This window comes from Xanthomonas sp. NCPPB 4467, assembly GCF_041475665.2.
GTDB classification, from domain to species: Bacteria; Pseudomonadota; Gammaproteobacteria; order Xanthomonadales; family Xanthomonadaceae; genus Xanthomonas; species Xanthomonas dyei.
The window spans coordinates 3256060-3277555 of the sequence record NZ_CM191260.1 but is presented as its reverse complement, the minus strand read 5'-3'; the positions used below and the strand labels follow the sequence as shown (position 1 = coordinate 3277555).

At 56.7% G+C, this 21496-nt stretch carries 15 protein-coding genes and 3 pseudogenes; 17 read left to right on the top strand and 1 reads right to left on the bottom strand.

Annotated elements, in window-relative coordinates; genetic code table 11:
- Positions 1-37 precede the first annotated feature (37 nt).
- The 17 genes and pseudogenes from ACCQ06_RS14395 (at position 38) to ACCQ06_RS14315 (ending at position 18111) form a co-directional block, all read left to right on the top strand.
- Positions 38-2491 (top strand): VirB4 family type IV secretion/conjugal transfer ATPase, encoded by a 2454-nt coding sequence (locus tag ACCQ06_RS14395; RefSeq protein WP_372364380.1) that lies wholly within the window; start codon positions 38-40, stop codon positions 2489-2491.
- Positions 2484-3311, top strand: coding sequence for a hypothetical protein (locus tag ACCQ06_RS14390; RefSeq protein ID WP_228325161.1), 828 nt, complete (start codon positions 2484-2486; stop codon positions 3309-3311). The genes ACCQ06_RS14395 and ACCQ06_RS14390 overlap by 8 nt, the downstream gene beginning before the upstream one ends.
- Before the next feature lie 88 nt (positions 3312-3399).
- Complete coding sequence (locus ACCQ06_RS14385; protein ID WP_228325162.1) at positions 3400-4470, top strand: TrbL/VirB6 family protein; 1071 nt, start codon at positions 3400-3402, stop codon at positions 4468-4470.
- Position 4471: 1 nt separating this feature from the next.
- The gene (locus ACCQ06_RS14380) at positions 4472-4996 is read left to right on the top strand and encodes a DUF4189 domain-containing protein (RefSeq protein WP_316686596.1); all 525 of its coding nucleotides are present in this window, start codon (positions 4472-4474) and stop codon (positions 4994-4996) included.
- Between the two features lie 165 nt (positions 4997-5161).
- Positions 5162-5893: a hypothetical protein gene (locus tag ACCQ06_RS14375; protein ID WP_228325163.1), complete on the top strand. Its 732-nt coding sequence runs from the start codon at positions 5162-5164 to the stop codon at positions 5891-5893.
- 148 nt (positions 5894-6041) lie between these two features.
- Positions 6042-7331 (top strand): peptidoglycan-binding domain-containing protein, encoded by a 1290-nt coding sequence (locus ACCQ06_RS14370; protein WP_228325179.1) that lies wholly within the window; start codon positions 6042-6044, stop codon positions 7329-7331.
- Between the two features lie 39 nt (positions 7332-7370).
- A pseudogene (locus ACCQ06_RS14365) lies at positions 7371-7844 on the top strand (type IV secretion system protein); the annotation flags it as partial.
- A gap of 78 nt (positions 7845-7922) precedes the next feature.
- Positions 7923-9031 (top strand): IS3 family transposase gene (locus ACCQ06_RS14360; protein WP_316686063.1). Its coding sequence is split into 2 segments (ribosomal slippage): positions 7923-8184 and positions 8184-9031, totalling 1110 coding nucleotides; the frame shifts between segments, so codons are not numbered across the junction.
- Positions 9022-9273, top strand: a pseudogene (locus tag ACCQ06_RS14355) (hypothetical protein); the annotation flags it as partial. The gene ACCQ06_RS14360 and the pseudogene ACCQ06_RS14355, both read left to right, overlap by 10 nt.
- A gap of 206 nt (positions 9274-9479) precedes the next feature.
- Positions 9480-9980, top strand: a complete 501-nt coding sequence (locus tag ACCQ06_RS14350) for a DUF4189 domain-containing protein (RefSeq protein WP_228325167.1) — start codon at positions 9480-9482, stop codon at positions 9978-9980.
- Between the two features lie 87 nt (positions 9981-10067).
- Positions 10068-11016 (top strand): annotated as a pseudogene (locus ACCQ06_RS14345) (TrbL/VirB6 family protein).
- Between the two features lie 23 nt (positions 11017-11039).
- Positions 11040-11531, top strand: a complete 492-nt coding sequence (locus ACCQ06_RS14340) for a DUF4189 domain-containing protein (RefSeq protein WP_228325168.1) — start codon at positions 11040-11042, stop codon at positions 11529-11531.
- Between the two features lie 10 nt (positions 11532-11541).
- Complete coding sequence (locus ACCQ06_RS14335; RefSeq protein ID WP_228325169.1) at positions 11542-12378, top strand: hypothetical protein; 837 nt, start codon at positions 11542-11544, stop codon at positions 12376-12378.
- Positions 12379-12552: 174 nt separating this feature from the next.
- Positions 12553-13815 carry an XVIPCD domain-containing protein gene (locus ACCQ06_RS14330; protein ID WP_316692605.1) on the top strand — a complete coding sequence of 421 codons (1263 nt, stop codon included), beginning with the start codon at positions 12553-12555 and terminating at the stop codon, positions 13813-13815.
- A 216-nt stretch (positions 13816-14031) separates the two neighbouring features.
- A complete protein-coding gene (locus tag ACCQ06_RS14325; protein WP_316686595.1) occupies positions 14032-15648 on the top strand; it encodes an alpha-glucosidase in 1617 nt (538 codons plus the stop codon).
- A gap of 1321 nt (positions 15649-16969) precedes the next feature.
- Complete coding sequence (locus ACCQ06_RS14320) at positions 16970-17287, top strand: DUF1153 domain-containing protein (RefSeq protein WP_316685821.1); 318 nt, start codon at positions 16970-16972, stop codon at positions 17285-17287.
- On the top strand, positions 17287-18111 hold the full coding sequence (locus tag ACCQ06_RS14315) for an IS3 family transposase (protein WP_316685822.1): 825 nt from the start codon (positions 17287-17289) through the stop codon (positions 18109-18111). Before ACCQ06_RS14320 ends, ACCQ06_RS14315 begins: the two co-directional genes overlap by 1 nt.
- 403 nt (positions 18112-18514) lie before the next feature.
- Here ACCQ06_RS14315 and ACCQ06_RS14310 read toward each other — a convergent pair whose 3' ends face one another.
- Positions 18515-21289 carry a TonB-dependent receptor gene (locus ACCQ06_RS14310; protein ID WP_316686594.1) on the bottom strand — a complete coding sequence of 925 codons (2775 nt, stop codon included), beginning with the start codon at positions 21287-21289 and terminating at the stop codon, positions 18515-18517.
- Positions 21290-21496 lie beyond the last annotated feature (207 nt).

The window sequence follows — 21496 nt, the reverse complement described above, 5'->3', positions numbered from 1 at the left end:
TTTTGGTTCGATGCTTTTCCTCTAACTTGGTAAGACCATGTTCAGTCCAGACAGTCCGATCGGCGAATTTGTTTCCATTTCGACACACGTCGCACCGTCCGTCGTCAAGACGACCGGTGGCGACTACCTGTTGATTTGGCATCTGGCTGGCTTGCCCTTCGTTGGGCGTGACGAGTACGAACTTGAGCAACGCCACAATACGTTCAATCGGTTGTTGCAAACCTTGCGTGCACCGGATTTCGCCAATATCGCGTTCTGGGTTCACGACGTTCGCCGTCGTCGGAAAATTGGCACTGGCGGGCGCTTCAAGCAGTCATTCAATCAGACGCTGTCCGACGAGTATTACGCAGCGCTATCCTCACAAAAAATCATGCAGAACGAGTTGTACTTCAGCATGATCTATCGTCCTGTCGTTACCGGGCGACGCCTGGTCGAGAAGTCTGTCAATCCAGACAAGATCCGGGCAGAGGAAGAGCAGGCCATCTCCAAGATCATCGAGTTGGCCACCAACGTCGAGGCGGTGCTGAAGGATTATTCACCTTACCGGCTCGGCATGTATGAAGCCAAGAATGGTGTGGTGTTTTCCGAGACGCTGGAGTTTCTCGGCTACTTGCTCAACCGCATCGACGAGCCTGTTCCAGTGCTACAGGCGCCTGTGCCGGCGTACCTGCCGGTCAGCAAGCACATGTTTGCCAACAAAACCGGCGATTTTGTCATCCGCACACCGGATGGCATCAATCATTTCGGTGCGATCCTCAATGTCAAGGAATATGCCGACGGAACCTATCCCGGCATCCTCAATGGCCTGAAGCATCTTGATTTCGAATACGTGATGACGCATTCGTTCAGTCCGGTTGGGCGTCACGATGCCTTGAAGGTGTTGGAACGTACCAAGGGAATGATGATTTCGTCCGGCGACAAGTCCTCCAGCCAGATCCGTGACCTGGACCTGGCGATGGATGACGTGGCCTCCGGCAACTTCGTATTGGGTGAATATCACTTTACCTTGGCGGTCTATGCCGACAGCCAGGAGAAGCTGGCCCGTCAGATCGCGACGACGCGTGCCGAATTGTCCAACGCCGGGTTCGTATCCGCCAAGGAAGATCTGGCGATCGCCTCGTCGTTCTACGCGCAGCTGCCGGGCAACTGGCGCTTCCGCACGCGGATCGCCAACCTGAGTTCGCTCAACTTCCTCGGCCTGTCGCCGCTCCACAACTTCGCCCAGGGCAAGCAGCACAACAACCCATGGGGCGATTGCGTGACCACGTTGCAGACCACTAACGGTCAGCCGTATTACTTCAACTTCCACGCCACGCATCCGGCCGAAAATTCGCTCGGCGAAAAGGCGATCGGCAACACGATGGTGATCGGCAAGTCCGGTACCGGCAAGACGGCGCTGATCAACTTCTTGCTGAGCCAGGTGCAGAAGTTCGATCCGATCCCGACTATCTTCTTCTTCGACAAGGACCGCGGCGCGGAGATTTTCGTGCGTGCGTGCGGCGGCAATTACCTGGCGCTGGAAAACGGCGTGCCGACCGGTTTCAATCCGTTCCAGTGCGAGCGCAATGAAGCCAACACGCAGTTCCTGGCCGAACTGATCAAGGTGCTGGGCGGCAAGGCCGAGTACAGCGCCCGCGAGGAAGAAGACATCTATCGTGCGGTGGAAGGCATGCTGGACACGCCGATGCACCTGCGCAGCATGAGCAACTTCCGTACGAGTCTGCCCAACATGGGCGACGACGGGCTGTATGCGCGTCTGCGTCGCTGGACGACCGGCAACTCGCTGGGCTGGGTGTTCGACAACCCCGTCGATACCATCGACCTGACGCGCGCCTCGATCATCGGCTTCGACTATACCGACGTGATCGACAACGCCGAAGTGCGGGTGCCGGTGATCAATTACCTGCTGCACCGCCTGGAGGCGTTGATCGACGGCCGCCCGCTGATCTATGTGATGGACGAGTTCTGGAAGATCCTCGATGGCAAGGGGGGGCTGAAGGAATTCGCCAAGAACAAGCAGAAGACCATCCGTAAGCAGAACGGCCTCGGCATCTTCGCCACGCAGAGCCCGGAGGACGCGCTGGCCAGCGATATCGCTGCGGCGCTGATCGAGCAGACCGCCACGATGGTGCTGCTGCCCAACCCCAATGCCAGCCGAGACGATTACATCGAAGGCCTCAAGCTCACCGATGCCGAGTACCAGGTGGTGGTGGCGCTGGACGAGCGCTCGCGTTGCTTCCTGGTCAAGCAAGGCCATGCCTCTGCGGTGTGCCAGCTCAACCTGCGCGGCATGGACGATGCGCTGTCGGTGATTTCGTCCTCGACCGACAACATCGAGATCATGCATCAGATCCTGGCCGGCAAGGCCAGCAAGCTTGGCGTGACCGTCGATCAGCTGACGCCGGAGCAGTGGTTGAGCGATTTCTACGCCAACCGCAAGGGCTCGGGCAAGCGCAAAGCGGTCAAAGACAAGGAGGCCGAAGATGCGTAGTCCATCCACTCATCAGCAGTCGCTTCATTCCGCACCAACTTCATCTGTGTCACAGGAGGCGAAGAACACCATGGGAACCACGTTCAGACATTTTTCCCGAGTCTTGATGGGACTGGTGCTGCTCAGCATGGCGGGAGCGGCCAGTGCGCAGTGGGAGGTAGAGGATAAGAAGTTAAATGAAAAGGTTGAGGCAATCCGCAAGAACCAGACCATCAAAAATGGCGATGGTAAGGAATCCAGTGGCAAGGAAGTAGAGAAGCCGAAGGAAAAGATCGAGAAGATTCCCGATGACCAAGGTGTGGCGGCATGCGCGGCTTCAACGAAAGGAACGCCCGTGTCCGATTCGCAGAAGGAATCGTGCGAGTTGATTCAGCGCACTCTCAATTCGCAATACAACTACATGGTCGCCATGTATGAAATCACCACCAAGCGTCTTGAACGTCTTCGTACCATTGAGGATGAGCGCAAGAAGATCGGCGACCAAAAGATTGGCGAGTTGGAAAGTAATACCAACAAGTTGCTCGCGTTGAAAGCGATGATGGACATCGACCGCCAGCAGATGGAGTCGGCGATGTTCGCCTATGACAAGCGCATTGCCTACCTGACTGGGCAGCAGACAGCAGCAGCCAAGGCGGCAATGGCCGGCAAGGAACCACCAAAAAGCAATCGTTGGAGTTGGGTGCCGGACTGGGTGCCGGACGATGTGCTGAGTCTAGGTAAAACGCTTGCGGCCGGTGCAGTGATGAAGGGCGCGCTCGAGACGATCAAGAGTGACAAGCCATCTGGCATGGAACCGCCGTTGGCAATCGATAAAGACTGACGATATGGCACGACCGAATCATGCAACGTAATCAACCCCGGGGCAGCGACTGCCCCACGGCGCAGCCGTCTAGTGGATGTGGTGACATATGGATTTTTTGACGAACATCGCCAACTACGAATTTTTTCGTCTGATTAACAACTACCTGCGCGATGAGATTGCGATCTTTCAGTGGGAGTTGTTGCAGCGCACGACGGCATGGGTGGGTATGGTGTCCCTGACGGTGCTGACGCTTTGGATTTTTATCCAGGGTTATCGCATCGTGACCGGTCAGTCGCGCGAGGCGGCGATGGGCTTGGTGGTCACGGCGCTGCGCGCGGCGCTGATCATCGGGTTGGCAACCAGCATGGCGCAGGGCTCGCCACGCTTGTATTGGACGTTGACGGACGGGATCAGCTCGGCGATCACCCGGACAGTGACGGGCAGCTCAAAAAGTCCCTACGAGGCAATCGACAAGAACTTGATGCTGATGCAAGTGGCAATGTCGGCGTTGGATCAGATCAAGACGGGCGGTGATGAAGAGAGCAAAGACGAAAAAGACCGGGCCCGTTGGTTCACCGGTCTCGGAATGGCCGGTCCAGGCGTGGTCGCCGGCTCGATGCTGCTACTCAACAAGCTGGCCATGGCGCTGGTGGTAGGATTTGGGCCTCTGTTCATCCTGTGTCTGCTGTTTCAGGCGACGAAGTCGTTGTTCAGCAAGTGGCTGCTATACGGATTGGGCACTGTGTTTTCGTTGTCGGTATTGACCTTCACGGTGAGCTTGGCGACCAAGGTGGTCGGCGCAGTAGGCGCAGCCTTCGTCGCAAAGTGGGCACTGAACGGGTTTACGGGCGAAGGCATCAGCAGCATGGCGCTGCAGCAGGGAGGATTAGGACTGGTGTTAACGACGTTGATCATCACGGCACCCCCGATGGCCGCGGCCTTCTTCCAGGGCACGCTAGGCCAGTTCACGGCGTACTCGGCGCTGGGGCAGCTGGATCGGGCTGGCCAATCGCCGGGCGCAGGGCGACCTTATGAACCGGGTGCACCTGCGACCGATGGGGGGCGTTCGTCAGAACATCAGAAAAACGTGTCTCAAGTTAATACGCGCGCCAGTGGTAGTGAGCCATCTAACTCACCAGTCAGTACTGGTTCTCGTGGCATAGCATCCAATAATTAGAATGGCTAACGACATGAGGCGTATATTTATGCGAGTTCTACTTATATCAATTTGTTGGTTGGTGCTTCTTGGCGTTGCCGATGCTCAGACTGCCTGTCCCGTCGGAGTTGCGCCGGGTAGCCCGCAATGTGGGTCTGACTCAGGAACCTCAAGGGGGGACGTCCCGCTCCCTCCGGCTCGGCCAACAGGCGAATGGATTAAAACGTGGGGGGCTATTGTGAATGCGGAAGATAGTTCCGAAGCCTGGGCGTCCACGGGAAAACTATCAAAAGGCGACGCAGAGGCTGATGCTGTCGATCAGTGTCAGGTTGCAGGGTTTCACGGCTGTGCTGTAACTTTCACTTATAGAAATCAATGTGTTGCACTTGCATCCCCAGCTTCAAACCAAGGCAGGGCGGGCGTTGCCGCTGCACCAGATACAGGGCTTGCCGAAAATGATGCTATGAGCATGTGCAAAAAACAGGGTGGGGCGGGTTGTTCTGTCATCTATAAGGACTGTACTAAACCAATATTTAAGAGGTTTTAGTGCGCGCATGCCTGTAAGAGGCTAAAGATGCTTTATTGTCATGTTCCATCATTTCTGATCCCTGTGATTGGGTTGGCTTTCTGCTAGTTTTGATTTTTGGCTCATTTGTTTGATAGAGCGAGGGCCGTGATGGTTAGATTTTTAAGAAATGTATCCAGAGTTCTGATGTTTACTGTGTTTCTGTTACTAGCAGCGTGCAAACAGGAGGCTGTCTCAGAAAAAGTAGGTGACACTTCTCCAAGTACACAGCAGAATTTGCAGAAAAGTCAAAATGAGCCCGTATCGCAGAGTAAGAATCCAGGAGAAAAAGAACGAATGACATCGCTTAATCAAGTCGTTTCGTTACTTACTGCCAAAAATGGTACGCCTTGGACGAGCTTCGATGCGGTTCCCGGTGTGCAGTGGCGGGATACGTCGCCGAAAGCTAATTCCGATAGCACAGATCCCGAGAATGCGCAGTATCGCAGCGGGACCTTGCTGCTCGATGGATTCGGCCCGGTAGATGTGCCGGATGGGGACCAGGGTGCTGAGGGGGGGGCGAAGCAAGCCAATGAAGGCGAGTCAGGCATCACGCTCAATGGAGATGCGCAGACTGTGCAATCCATTGCAGTGAAGAAGTTCTATGCCAGTCCAGAGTATGCCGAGGTCTTGAAGCGCCAGCTGCCCATGGCTACGGCGGTACGATTGATCGCAGACACTTGTGCGGGAGACGGGGATGGTGGGCCCGATCCACTGCAGACAAAGTTTTATGCGATCGGTCTTGATACAGGCGAGGCATTTGTAGAGGCCTATCTTGACGATGGTACAGAAACGCGTGGGCCAGGCTTTACAACGTTCGTTTTTACGAAAACCAAGCCACAAAAGAGAATTCAAGCGTTGCAATGTAAAGAGTCGTGAAATAGTCACCACTAGGCACCAGTAGAAGGCTGGTGTTTTTCCTAACCGTCATATCCAGAGGACATGCATCATGGCTGATAGACGAGAAAAAGCGGCGGCCACCGCTCAAAGCTACGATCAAGGCAACATCGCGGGTCTAGATGACGCAATGACGCGTCGTCTGATTGCATCGACCGTCATGACTGAAAGCAATGGCGGTGATCTGCAAATTACTAATAAACAGGGTTACGTCGGTCGTTATCAAGCAGGGGCGGGCTGGTTGGCCGATGCGGGATATGTAGATCGTGCAAAGCTCAACGATGCGATGACCGATGCCGGTTTCGATCCACAAAAAGTACGTGGTGCTGAATGGAAGTGGGCGAGTAGCGGTGGTATGACGCGTTTTCTTGAGGATTCTTCTAACTGGAAGAATGGGGCGAGCCTTGAGCAATACAAGTCATCGGCCGCATTGCAAGATGGTGCGTTCAAGATCAACAGCGACAAGGCTTATAACCAAGCCATCCGCAATGGCGTGTTGGACGAAGGTGATGATCCAGCCAAGGTGGCAGGCTTCCTGAAAGCTCGCCATATCTCAGGCTACGGTGGTGCGCGCGAAGCTGTTACTGGCGGGCGGGTCATCAGCGACAGCAACGGCACCAGCAACTACGACTACATGCACGACATCACGCGCAATCGTGATGGGATGGATCAATACATGCAGCCGGGACGTGCGCATGCGATGCATGTTGATACTTCGGCTGTACCTCAGCAGCCGAAGCGCGATGCATCGCATGACGGAAAACTTGAACAAGGCGAGCGCGGCGAGCAAGTGAAGCACTTGCAAGGCCAGCTTGCCCAGCTAGGTGCCACTGGCCGTGACGGCAAGCCCTTACATCCCGATGGCGACTTTGGCGGCAATACCAAATATGCCGTCGAGCAATTCCAGCGCGAGCATGGGTTGCAGGTGGACGGCGTGGTCGGTGGACAGACCCAGGCCGCTTTGGGTAAGGCGATGTCCCAGCATACGGTCAAGCAAGCCGAGCAGACAGCCGCACCCACTGCGTCGGCGCAGACAGCGTCCAGCCCTTTGCTGTCCGACCCCCGTCATCCAGACAACGCGATGTATAACGGCGCAGTGAGCAAGCTCGAAGCGCTGGGCGAGCGTGGCGGTTTTGCCAATCGCAAAGAGCTCGAGCAAGCAGCCGGGCAGATCGTGTTCGAGTCCAAGGTCAGTGGTTTGGACCGCATCGACCACGTGGTGCCCAACAAGAGCGGCGACGGCTTCTTCGCAGTGCAGGGCGAGATGACCGACCCGGCAATGCAACGCGTTTTTGTGGATCGTGCCCAAGCGCAGAATCAGCCGTTGGAAAATAGCAGCAGGCAAGCGGCCGAGGAAAGCCAGCGTCAGGCCACCCAGGTGCAGACCCAGGAAACTGCTTCGCGCTCGATGTCCATGTAATTCGGGTGTGTTGGTCGTTGCGCTTCAGCGATCTGGTAAATTGCCAAGGCGGTCAGGAATGTCCGCCTTGGCTCTACTTCCAATGAACTTCGCGACGAAATTTCCATCTTTCAATGTGAGTTGTTACAGCGCACGACCGCCTGGGTCGGTTTGGTGTCAATGACGGTGCTGACGCTTTGGATTTTTATCCAGGGCTACCGCATCGTGACCGGCCAGTCGCGCGAGGCGGCGATGGGGTTGGTGGTGACGGCGCTGCGGGCAGCATTGATTATCGGGTTGGTCACGAGCATGGCCAAGGGCTCGCCCCAGCTTTATTGGACTCTGACCGACGGAATTAGTTCGGCAATCACCAAGACGGTAACAGGTGACCCGGATAGCCCCTACAAGTCGATCGATCAGAATTTGATGCTGATGCAGATGGTGTTGACAGATCTGGACCAGATCAAGACGGGCGGCAACGAAGAAAGTGAGGATTCCCAGAATCGGGCACGTTGGTTTACGGGCATCGGCATGGTAGTGTCGACTCCCCGTAAAATTGATCCATCCATAACTACAGGTCTCCGGGCACACTAGCCACCGAGGAGACTAACGATGCGCAAGAGCAAGTTCACAGAAAGCCAGATTGTCGCCACGCTGAAGCAGGTTGAGGGCGGCCGCCAGGTCAAGGATGTGTGCCGTGAGCTGGGTATTTCCGACGCGACGTACTACGTCTGGAAGTCCAAGTACGGTGGCATGGAGGTAGCTGATGTGCAGCGCCTTCGCGACCTGGAGACCGAGCACAGCAAGCTCAAACGCATGTACGCCGAGCTTGCGATGGAAAACCATGCACTCAAGGATGTCATCGCAAAAAAGCTGTAGACCCGGCGCATAAACGCCCGCTTCTTGCCTGGCTCGTCGAGCAACATGGCTGGAGCGAGCGCCGGGCCTGTGCAGTCGTTGGCGTGGCTCGCTCGACGGCGCGCTATCGGCGTCGTCCTGATCGCGACGAGGAGGTCATTGCACTGTTGTCCGAATTGGCCGAGCGTTTTCCCGAGCGTGGTTTTGGAAAACTTTTTCAGATCATCCGTCGTCGCGGACATGTGTGGAATCACAAGAGGGTCTGGCGCGTGTATTGCCTGATGAAGCTTAATCAGCGTCGTCGCAGCAGGCGTCGGGTCCCGACGCGTCATCCACAACCGCTGGCATGCGGAGAGCGACCCAATGCTGGATGGTCAATCGACTTCATGTCCGATGCGCTGTGGGATGGTCGGCGTTTCCGCACGTTCAATGTCATTGACGACTTCAGTCGGGAAGCCTTGGCGATCGAAGTGGACTTGAATCTTCCGGCGGCCCGCGTCATCCGCACGTTGGAACGCATCGCAGCCTGGCGCGGCTATCCCGCTAAGCTTCGCTTGGACAATGGCCCGGAGTTTGTCGCATTAGCCTTGGCCGAGTGGGCCGAGTGCAAAGGCATCGCATTGGATTTCATCGAGCCGGGACGGCCGATGCAAAACGGTTTCATCGAACGCTTCAACGGCAGCTACCGGCGCGGCGTGCTGGATATGCATCTCTTCCGCACGCTGAGCGAGGTCCGCGAACAGACCGAACACTGGCTGGCCGACTACAACCAACAGATACCGCACGACAGCCTGGGCGGGCTAACGCCCGCCGAGTTTCGTGATCAACATCAACCGCAGACCTCTAGTTTTGGCTGGCACTGAATTGCGGGGAGTCGACAGGCCTGGTGGTGACGGCGCTGCTTGCAGCATTGATCATCGGCTTGGCCACGAGCATGGCGCAAGGGGCCTCGCAGCTGTATTGGACCTTGACCGACGGGGTCAGCCATGCGATCACCAAGACGGTGACAGGCGATTCGGACAGCCCGTACGAGGCGATCGACAAGGACCTGATGCTGATGCAGGTGGCAATGTCCGGCCTTGACCAAATCAAGACCGGTGGCGATTCGGCGTACTCGGCGCTGGGGCAGTTGGATCGGGCAGGTCAGTCGCCGGCAGCTGGGCGGCCTTATGAGCCTGGGGCGCCTGCTAGAAATACTGAAAATCCCAACGCACAGCAATCCACTAGCGGACGTACTGCTTATTCCGACGCCCCTGCCGATAATAATCAAACCGGCAAGCTCGGAAAAGCTGCAACCTAAGGTTAACAGCCATGAAAAATATTTATTTGCCGCTTATAATTCTACTGATTGCAAATGGACTTTGTAATGAGGCATTTAGTCAGACAGCATGCCCTGTAGGCGTTGCCCCGGGAAGTCCCCAGTGTGGGCCTGATGACAGTACATCACGAGGAAGCATCCCGACTCCTCCGCCTAGGCCGACAGGTGAGTGGATTAAGACATGGGGTGCGGTTGCTGCTGCGGGGAATGGTGACGCAGGTGTAAGTTCTGGGCGGACTACAAAAAAACAGGCCGAGAATGATGCGATTGCAAGCTGCGAAGGTTTAGGCTCAGGAACTTGTCGAGTCAGTCTAACTTTCTTCAATCAATGCGTTGCTGCTGCAGACTCTGGGCAGGGGCAGGGATCTATTTTTGGCGCCGCCAGCATAGATCAGGCGTCTAAATTGGCTCTTGACAAGTGTAGGGAGGATTCTGGGCGTCAGTGCAAGGTGACACTCTCTAAGTGTAGTGATCCGATTTTTAAGAAGTATTAGTACAACTTTTTTTGTCTGATCAACAACTACCTGCGCGATGAGATTGCGATCTTTCAGTGGGAGTTGTTGCAGCGCACGCCGGCCTGGGTGGGTATGGTGTCCCTGACGGTGTTGACGCTTTGGATTTTTATCCAGGGTTATCGCATCGTGACCGGTCAGTTGCGCGAGGCGGCGATGGGCCTTGGTGGTCACGGCGCTTCGCGCGGCGCTGATCATCGGGTTGGCAACCAGCATGGCGCAGGGCTCGCCACGCTTGTATTGGACGTTGACGGACGGGATCAGCTCGGCGATCACCCGGACAGTGACAGGCAGCTCAAAAAGTCCCTATGAGGCGATCGATAAGAACTTGATGCTGATGCAAGTGGCGATGTCGGCGTTGGATCAGATTAAGACGGGCGGTGATGAAGAGAGCCAAGATGAAAAAGAGCGGGCTCGGTGGTTCACCGGTCTCGGAATGGCCGGTCCAGGCGTAGTCGCCGGCTCGATGCTGCTACTCAACAAGCTGGCCATGGCGCTGGTGGTAGGATTTGGGCCTCTGTTCATCCTGTGTCTGCTGTTTCAGGCGACGAAGTCGTTGTTCAGCAAGTGGCTGCTATACGGATTGGGCACTGTGTTTTCGTTGTCGGTATTGACCTTCACGGTGAGTTTGGCAACCAAGGTGGTTGGCGCAGTAGGTGCTGCCTTCGTTGCAAAGTGGGCGCTGAACGGGTTTACGGGCGAAGGCATCAGCAGCATGGCGCTGCAGCAGGGAGGACTGGGCTTGGTGTTGACCACATTGATCATCACGGCACCCCCGATGGCCGCGGCCTTCTTCCAGGGCACGCTAGGCCAGTTCACGGCGTACTCGGCGCTGGGGCAGTTGGATCGGGCAGGTCAGTCGCCGGCAGCTGGGCGGCCTTATGAGCCTGGGGCGCCGGAGCGTGAAACCTCAAGGCCCAGTGAGCAAAGAGAGGCGCGCACTACTGCTGGGATGCGTACAGAACCGTCGTCTAGTCAAGAGAACACTAGCGGTAGTCGTGGCCTTGCGAAAAATTAATCTTCGTCATTAAGGGCGCTCCCATGATTCGTTTTAGATTCTTGTTTGTACTGAACTTATTTCTATCCGGCGTCGCACTTGGGCAGACTGCATGTCCTGTCGGAGTAGCACCTGGCAGTCCGCAGTGCGGACCAGACTCTGGTACATCAAGAGGGGATATTCCGGATCCGCCACCGAGACCTACGGGTGAGTGGTTAAAAACATGGGGCGCAATTGCAGGCTCGAACGCAACTGGCGAGAGTGGCGCCGTTACAGGTAAATTAAGTCGTCAAGAGGCTGAAAGAAAAGCTGTTCAGCTATGCGCAGAAGGCGGAGCTACAGATTGCAAGGTGGATTTAAGTTATAAAAATCAGTGCGCAGCATCGGTTTCTTCGGAAAGGAAAAGTTTTCTTCAGGGTGCCGAGAGTAAGGATATTGCAATTAACCTTGCTATGAGAGATTGTAAAGATCATGGTGGTGGCGAGTGTAAAGTCATCTACTCTGGGTGTTCGGATCCGATATTTAAGAAGTACTGAATCGAATTTTTTGAATGCTGTAATCGTTAAAAAATTTTCATATTATCTGTCGCTGCGATGTGTAGATATTCTGGTTGGGCCTAAAATGCCATCAAAGAGAAAAATTCTTTACCTTCTGGCTTCTGTTGCTGTGTTATTGGGTGCATGCGAAAGTGAGGCACCCAGTCAAAAAATTAGCGCTAACTTTCAGGAAAGGAAAACAGAGGCGCAGCAACGCGAAGTTAGATCTATGCCTCAGGTTGATGAATTGCAAGGACTAAGACAAATGACGCCTCTCCATCAGGTCGTCTCCCTACTTGTCAATCAAGATAATGTTCCTTGGTCAAGCTTCGATGGCGCTAATAAAGTGCGTTGGCGAGAAGCTTCGCCGCAGCCAAATCCTGATAGCAACAGTCCGGAGAACTTGCGTTTCCGAGAAGGTACTCTCCTTCTGGACGGTTTCGGCATGGTTGACGTGCCTGATGGAAATCAAGGTGCAGAGGCGGGAGTGAAGAAAGTAAATGAGGGTGAGTCAGGTATTACCCTTAACGGAGATTCGCGGAATGTGCATTCGATTGCGGTAAAGAAGTTTTATGTTAGCCCTGAGTATGCTGATGTAGTAAAGCGCCAGTTGCCCCCTGCGGCGTCACTGCGGTTGATTGCGGGAGATTGCGCCGCAGACGTGGGAGAGGATATCCCTGACACCCAGACGAAATTTTTCGAAGTGGTTCTCGATGGTCATCAACTATTTCTGGAAGCGTATGTTGACGACGGCGAGGGCTCGCGCGGTCCTGGCTACACCACTTTTCTGTTTACCAAAGAGAAGCCCGTTAAGAGGATAGAAAAGTTGCAATGTAAGGCGCTTTAACCGCAGCATCCGGCACCACTAGGTGGTGGTGCATTACCCAACCGTCATATCCAGAGGACATGAAACATGGCTGATAGACGAGAAAAAGCGGCGGCCACCGCTCAGGCTTATAGTCAAGGGAATATTGCGGGCCTTGATGATCAGACAACCCGCCGTTTGATTGCTTCGACCGTTATGACAGAAAGTAATGGTGGTGATCTATCGATAACCAACAAGCAAGGTTACCTTGGCAGATATCAAGCGGGTGCTGGTTGGCTTGCCGACGCGGGATATGTGGATAGCGCGAAGCTCAACTCCGCGATGCGGGATGCTGGCTTCGATCCAGAGAAAGTTCGGGGTGCCGAGTGGAAATGGGCTGCCAGTGGTGGAATGACAAAGTTTCTTGAAGACTCGTCCAATTGGAAAGATGGATTAAATCTTCAAAAATACAAGGGTTCTGCCGAGTTACAGGACGGCGCCTTCAAGATAAATAGTGATAAGTCGTATCGTCAGGCAGTGCGTGATGGGGTACTCGATAGCGACGACAGTCCAACAAAAGTAGCCGGGTTTTTGAAGGCACGTCATATCTCAGGTTACGGCGGCGCTCGCGCAGCGATAACTGGTGGACGAGAGTTTAGTGATAGCAATGGCACCAGCAACTACGACTACATGCACGACATCACACGTAATCGTGATGGGATGGATCAATACATGCAGCCGGGCCGTGCGCATACGTTGCATGCGAATACTTCGGCTGTACCTCAGCAGCCGAAGCGCGGTGCATCGCACGACGGCAAACTAGAACAAGGCGAGCGCGGCGAGCAAGTGAAGCAACTGCAAGGCCAACTTGCCCAACTCGGTGTCACCGGGCGTGATGGCAAGCCGTTACAGACGGACGGCGACTTCGGCGGCAACACCAAATACGCGGTCGAGCAATTTCAGCGCGAGCATGGGTTGCAGGTGGACGGCGTGGTCGGTGGACAGACCCAGGCCGCTTTGGGTAAGGCGATGTCACAATACACGGCCAAGCAAGCCGAGCAGGCAGCCGCTCCGACTGCGCCGGCACAGGCAACCAGCCCATTGCTGTCCGACCCTCGCCATCCCGACAACGCGATGTACAACGGTGCAGTGAGCAAGCTGGAAGCGCTAGGCGAGCGCGGCGGGTTTACCAACCGCAAAGAGCTTGAGCAAGCAGCCGGTCAGATCGTGTTCGAGTCAAAGGTCAGTGGTTTGAATCGCATCGACCACGTGGTGCCCAACAAGAGCGGCGACGGCTTCTTCGCAGTGCAGGGCGAGATGACAGACCCGGCAATGCAGCGGGTTTTTGTGGACCGCGACCAGGCGCAGAATCAGCCGTTGGAGCACAGCAGCCGGCAAGCTGCCGAAGAGAGCCAGCGTCAGGCTTCACAAATGCAGTCTCAGGTGCAAGAGAGCGAGACGCGCAGCAGGGCGATTTGATCGCTTTGTCGTGTTCAACCAATGGATTGGCATTGCTCCAGCGGTGGCCGTGACGACTACATCGAGGTCCCGAAGCTGACCCATGCTGGAGACCATGTGGTGGTGTCGCTATTGAATACGTATGCACGGATACGCTATGCGTCTGTTACGCCGCTACGCTTGTGCTCTTGACTGGGTGCTTGTTCTCGCGCCCGCATTGGCCCGGGAGGGGCGTACATGTCGCAGACACCATGGTGGCGCGGGGCCGTCATCTATCAGATCTATCCGCGCAGTTTTCTCGATTCCAATGGCGATGGAGTCGGTGATTTGCCCGGCATCATCGCCAAGCTCGACTATATTGCCGGGTTGGGGGTGGATGCGATCTGGATCTCGCCGTTCTTCAAGTCGCCGATGGCCGATTTCGGTTACGACATCGCTGACTATCGTGCGGTGGATCCCTTGTTCGGGACGCTGGACGATTTCGATCGCTTGCTCGACAAGGCGCATGGGCTTGGATTGAAGGTGATGATCGACCAGGTGCTGAGCCATACGTCGATCGCGCACGCGTGGTTCCAGGAGAGCCGGCAGGACAGGACCAATCCGAAGGCAGATTGGTATGTGTGGGCCGAGCCGCGCGAGGATGGGACGCCTCCGAATAACTGGTTGTCGTTATTCGGTGGCGTGGCGTGGCAGTGGGAGCCACGGCGCGAGCAGTACTACTTGCACAACTTCCTGGTGGACCAGCCCGACCTGAATTTCCACAGTGCGGAGGTGCAGCAGGCGACATTGGACAACGTGCGCTTCTGGCTGGATCGGGGCGTGGATGGCTTCCGGCTGGATGCAATCAACTTCTGTTTCCATGATGCGCAGCTGCGCGACAACCCGGCCAAGCCAGCGGACAAGCGAGTAGGGCGCGGCTTCAGTGCGGACAATCCGTACGCGTATCAGTACCACTACTTCAACAATACGCAGCCGGAGAACCTTGCGTTCCTTGAGCGCTTGCGTGCACTGCTGGACCGCTACCCGAACGCGGTGAGCCTAGGCGAGATTTCGTCGGAGGATTCGCTGGCGACCACCGCGGAGTACACCGCCCAGGGCCGCCTGCACATGGGCTACAGCTTCGAGCTGTTGGTGCAGGACTATAGCGCCGCGTATATCCGCGAGACGGTGAGCCGGCTTGAGGCAACCATGTTGGAGGGGTGGCCGTGCTGGGCGATTTCCAACCACGATGTGGTGCGTGCGGTAACGCGTTGGGGTGGCGAACATGCGTCGCCAGCGTTTGCGCGGATGGTGGTGGCGCTGCTGTGTTCGCTGCGTGGTTCGATCTGCTTGTATCAGGGCGAGGAGCTAGGCCTGGGCGAAGCGGACGTGGCATTCGAGGACCTGCAGGATCCGTATGGCATTACGTTCTGGCCGACCTTCAAGGGCCGCGATGGCTGCCGTACGCCGATGCCATGGACCGACGCGCCATCTGCTGGATTCACCAGTGGCAAGCCGTGGTTGCCGCTGGCGGAGCCGCATCGTACCGCTGCGGTGAGTGTGCAGCAGGACGATACGCATTCTGTATTGAGCGCAGTACGTGCGTTTCTTGCCTGGCGCAAGGAAATACCGGCGTTGCGTGAGGGATCCATCGCTTTTTACGACACGGCCGAGCCTGTGCTGATGTTTCGGCGCGAGCAAGCGGGTCAGGTCATGGTGTTGGTATTCAATCTGTCTGGCGAACCTGCCTCGCTTCGGTTGCCCCCAGGTGAATGGAAGCAGATCGACGTACCTGGCGTAGAGCGCGGCAACGTTGATCTTAGCGAGCTACAGTTGGCGGCCCATGCGGTTATCTGTGTCGTGGCTTGCGAGTAATAGCTGACTTTTGCTGTCAAGCCTAGCCAAGAGTTCGATTGACAAGTAGTGAGATATTCCTTCGGGAATGTCTCATGTCATTGAATGATGCCTCTGAGGATAATTGGAGGTATCTAGCGTGGAGCTCAAGGGCAGTATTAACAATTTTATCGAGAACGAGCTCTGCTTTACGCATGAGTACGAATAGGGCTGAAAATTTTATCTTATGGTTGAGCCCTTCAGGTAGGACACCACCGATCGAGGTCGGATCAAGGTGTTTATGCGGAATTAGTGTAATCGTCCATCCGATTTTCGATCTTCTGAGGGGCATCATTAGATCGAGGAGTACGCGCGTCTTTACGCATTCATGCTGAAAGGTGTTATTCAATCGCTGCATTTTAGGTCGGCAGCCACTCCAGAATTGGCGATGGGCTCTGCGTCATCCTCAGGCTATCGATTTGTCAAGGTCGCGATGAACTCGCTAAAGGTGTCAACTTGTATGCGTTGCCGCAACGCACGCCCGTTGGTGTGGGGTGTCTCATCGCTGCTGAGGCCCACTTGCCTTTGACTTTATAGCGTACTTTGATTGCCAGACTTTACTTGCTGTAAGCTGTCAGGTACGGTCAGGTTAATAATCAGCGTCCATCGAATCGAGCATTGGCTCTGAATCTGGACTTCAGATCTACTGGGTACTATCTGCAAGAGGCGCACGCGAGGTACTGCTGTGCTCTGACATGTCATGGAGCATGATTTGCTAATTTATCTGTATACTTAATCGCTGTATTGGGTTGGTCGGGAATGGTGTTTGGCGAAAATAGATGATTGTATAAAATTTTTTTGTTAGTGTCGTCGGTATTGGGGCGCGAATTGTCGCCGGTGGCTGGAAATCTGCGGATCAAAAATTAGGGTGTAGCAGGGGAATTATGTCTTTGCGTTGGCTTAAATTCTGGGCTTTTATTTTTGGGTTGTCATCAATAAGGTTTTTGTTTTACTTTTCGAGTAGAATTTACTTTGGATATGAAATTGATTTGGCCGACTATACGATAATTCTATTTGCCATCATTTGTGCTTGTCTTTGCTTTCAGCTTGTAAGGACCATGAAAAAGAGGCGCGTGGCGTTTAGGAAATAGCTGTTCTCCGGAAATGCTTTACTAGAGCTTTTGCGTAGAGAAGTAGCTCAATTAGCCGGTGTGCTTGTGCAATAAGTCGTGGTGTAACTTTGGTGTGGCGCATTTCAAGACTGGTTGCATTGAATAACAGATCTTTGTAGCCAGCTAAGAAGGCTGGCTTGTAAAGACCCACTGAAACTCTGCTCAGGTGTTAGTTTTCAGAGGAGACATCGATGAGTGCAGTGATGGACGAAGAACAGATCAAGCGCTGGACGGCCCGGCGCAAGTCGGCGCTGGTGCTGGAGATCATCCAGGGGAAGACGACGGTGGCCTTGGCCAGCCGGCAATTCGACCTGACGCCCAATGAGATCGAAGGCTGGGTCGAGGAAGGTAAGCGCGGGCTGGAGAACGCGCTGCGGGCCAAACCAGAAGACGTGCGCGAGCAGTACGCACGCCAGCTCAAGGACCTGCAGGAAGCCTACGGCGAGGCCATGCTGGAACTGCGCGCCCGAAAAAAGTTGTCAGCCCTGCTGGGCAAGGACGAGAGCTGATGGTCTCGATCCAGCAGGGCCTGAAGGAGGACGGGTTCGACGTCTCGATGGTCAAGCTGTGCCGCTGGTTCGGTGTGGCCCGGCGCAGCGTGTACTACACGCCGCGCAAGGCAGTGCCGAAGGTGAAGCCGGAGCTGGCCGCACCGATCGAAGCCATGATCGAGGCCGAGCCGTCGTTCGGGTATCGGACGGTGGCCGGACTGTTGGGGATGAACAAGAACACGGTGCAGCGGATCTTTCAGATCAAGGGCTGGCAGGTGCGCAAGCGGGCCGTGGGCAAGCGACCGCGGATCGAGGCCTTGCCCTCGGTGGCCAGCGCGCCGAATCAACGCTGGGCCACCGATCTGTGTCGGGTCTGGGGCGGCAAGGACGGCTGGCTGAGCCTGGCCCTGGTGATCGATTGCCATACCCGGCAATTGCTGGGCTGGCAGCTCTCGCGCACAGGCAGGGCCAGCACCGCCGTGGCGGCCTTGGAGCAGGCGCTGATCACCCGCTTCGGCACGCTGGGCAAGGTCAAGGAGCCGTTCCTGCTGCGCTCGGACAATGGCCTGGTCTTCACCAGCCGCGACTACACCCGCCTGGTCGCCGGCTACGGCCTCAAGCAGGAGTTCATCACGCCACACTGTCCGCAGCAGAACGGGATGGTCGAGCGCGTCATCCGAACACTCAAGGAACAGTGCGTCCATCGGCACCGGTTCGAGAGCCTGGCCCACGCCCTACGCGTCATTGGCGACTGGATTGGGTTCTACAACCGGCAGCGGCCGCATCAGGCACTGAAGATGATGACGCCTGACCAAGCCTATGCCGCTACATTAACCACCTGACCTGTGCAGAAACCGATGGGTCATTACAGGCTTAGGTTGGAAAGTTCAGGGTGAGATGAAATAGTCCGACATGGAATAATTAATTAATTTAATTGTATTGGTCGATATAATTTTGAAGGTAACGAAGGTTCGTGATCTTCAGTTGCAGACTTCTCCCTGGATGGGCTTAAGCGCTAACATCGGGGCGCTGCATGATTTAGAGTGTGCAACGCCTATCACGTACCCTCACCCCAACCCCTATCCCGGTGGGAGAGGGGCCTATCTTCCTGCAACGCTTGGTCGCTGTGGTATCGAGCGTATCGTTCGCCTTCCGATGTGGAAGGCGAACTTGGGGTATGACGCGCCCCGACGTTTCGTAAGCGACTCAGTCCCCTTGTCTGCAGAACGTGGTGATACCAGCCACTCAGAACTTGTAGTTCACGCCCAGCACAAAGGTGCGGCCCCATTCGATGTATTCGAGCGGGCGGTCCTTGGTTTCTGCGTAGGTGCGGTACGGCGAGTTGCTGAGGTTGCTGGCTTGCAGCAGCAGTGTGAGGCCAGCGAGGGTGCTGCCTTCGGCGAAGTTGTAGCTGATCTGCGCGTCGGTGATGTTTTCGCCGACGACGTAGCGCAGGGTGCGGTTGCCGTTGAAGTTGCCGATCTCGCCGATGAAGTCGGAGCGGCGACGTTGGCTGACGCGGGCTTCGAAACCCTTGTGCTCGTAATACGCGGTGAGGTTGTAGACGCGCTCGGACAAGCCGGGCAGGCTGATTTCACCATCACCGACGCTTGAGGCGCTTTCCGGGTCGCGGATCTTGACGTCGCTGTCGTTGAAGGTGGCGCTGGCCTGGATGCCGAAGCCCTCCAGAGGGGCGAACAGCAGATCCAGCGGCAGCGATGCAGTGAGTTCGACGCCGCGCAGCGTGCCGCCCTTGCCGTTGAACGGTGCACTGAAGGTGCCGGTGGTGAGCACCGGTGCCGAGCCCGGTGGCGGAACGTAGCCGGCGACCAGTGCGGAGAAATCGTAGTTGTCGCGGCTCTGGGTGTAGATGTAGCTCTTCAGGTCCTTGTAGAAGAAGGCGGCCGCCACATACGCGCGCTCGGCGAAATATTTTTCGTACGAGAGGTCGATGGCGTTCGCGCGCCAGGGGTCGAGCATCGGGTTGCCGCCGCTGGCGCCGGGCCGGCCGGTCGAGGTGTCCACACCAAACTCCAGCGAGGCGCGCAATTGGTCCACGCGTGGGCGCGCGACCTGCTTGGCCATCGCAAAGCGCAGCGTCTGCTCGTACGGGAACTGGAAGGCCAGGTTCAGGCTGGGCAGCCAGTCGCGATACTTCTTGCCATCGTCGATGGGCCGCACTTCGCTGCCAGGCGGCTGCGAGGCATCCCAGTAATTGGCCTGCGAGGATTGATCGGCGCTCTGCAGCTGCACACCGATATTGCCGCGCACACCGACCTCGCCCCATTCGGTATCGATGTTGGCGCGCAGCCAGGCGGTGGTGATCTTTTCTTCGACCGTCCAGGCCTTGGAGACCAGAAACGAGGCGTCGTCGCTGGGGTTGAACAGCATGTAGCGCGACACCGCGGCCGGCACATTCCACGCGGGCAGGGAGCCGAGACCGGCAAAGCCGAGATTGACCGGTGCGTATTGGAGATCCGCTGCCACCGTGGCCTCGCCCTGCGGGCCCAGCGTGATGTTGCCTTCCGGCTGGGTCTTCTGCTTTTCGCGGTTGGCGTAGTTGACGCCGACATCCAGATCCGAGAACCAGCTCAGCGCTTCTGGCATCGGGAAGCTGGCCTGCAGGCGTGCGCCCTTGAGCACGTCTTCCACACGCGGCACCTTGCCGTAACCGGAGCCGTAAATGGTGTTGGTAAGGAACAGCTCACCCGGATCGGAATAATTCATGCCCGGCGCCAGCTGCGAGAAGCCATTGCCGGCCACCGACACGCCAACGGTGTCCAACTGTGGCATGGGGGCACGCTGGAGATTGTTCTCCAGGTTCAATTCATCGCGGGTGGCCTTGGAGTAATTCAGGTCGGCGATGATCTTGACCGCGCCTGCGGTGATTTCGTTATTCCAACCGAACGCGTCGATCTTGTCTTCGCGCTTGTTGTACATGCCGCGCACCAGCGGGTAGACGCCGCTGGCGGTGCCGCCGATGAAGCTGTTGTTGTCGTTGACACGCACGTCGGTGATGTTCAGGCCCGGCGTGTAGCCGCCGTTGTAGTTGCTCAGGTTGAGCTCGAACTGGTTGGCGGTGTCGATCTGCTCGGCCTTGGTGTGGAAGGCGTCGAGCGTGCTGGTCCAGGCGTTGGACGGGCGATATTGCAGCGTGGCCATGACGCCATCGCGCTTCTGGTTGCCGGTGCGGCGCAGTGCCTTGATGCCGTCGGAGAAATACACGCCGTCGGCCACGCCGGGGCGTTGACGCTGTGCGTCGACCTGCTGCCAGGGTTCGTACAGGCCCACCTGGTTTTCCTGGATCGGCATGTCGGTGTGGGCGTAGCCGATGGTCAGGCCGATGGTGCGGTCGGCGAACTGGTCGATGTAGCTGACGTTGAAGCGGTTGCCGTAAGGGTCGACGTTGGCAGCCTTGCCCAGCGAATTGCGCTGATAGCGGCCACCGATGGCGATCACCCGCTCGTTGTAGCTCAGCGGGCGCGCGGTCCGCATGTCGACGGTGCCCGACAGGCCCTGGCCCACCAGACCGGCGTCCGGGGTCTTGTACACGGTGACGCCGCTGACCAGCTCGGACGGATATTGGTCGAATTCCACGCTGCGGTTATCGCCGGTGCTGACCACTTCGCGGCCATTGAGCAGGGTGGTGGAGAAGTCCGGCGACAGGCCGCGCACGCTGATGACTTGCGCGCGACCGGCCACCCGCTGCGCTGCCAGGCCAGGCAGGCGCGCGAGTGATTCGGCGATGCTGACGTCGGGCAGGCGGCCGATGTCTTCGGCAGAAATGGCTTCCACGATCGAGGTGGAGTCGCGCTTGACCGAGATCGCGCCTTCGATCGCGCGCCGCAGGCCGGTGACCTGGACCTTGTCCAACTCGGTGACTGCGCCGCTCTGCTGATCGGTTGCGGTTTGTTCGGTGGCGGTGGCTTGTGCAGGCGTTGCCGACTGCGCGGCAGCCAGCGTCGGTGCCATGGCAACGGCCAGGGCGATACTCAGCGCAGAGCGCTTGTGCTTCAACATTTTCCCCTCCCAGGTACATGTTGTTCTTTGATTTTTTGATCCGGCAGACGCCTGGATGTCATGCGTCGCACGCCCGGACGGACGTCACGACTGCAACGTATGGTAGACACCGCACCCGCATGCAAACGGGTGCTGCATACGTATTCAACCCGCGCAACGGCAATGAAATCGATTCCACGCAAGGCATCCAGCGCAAAGCTGCTGCTG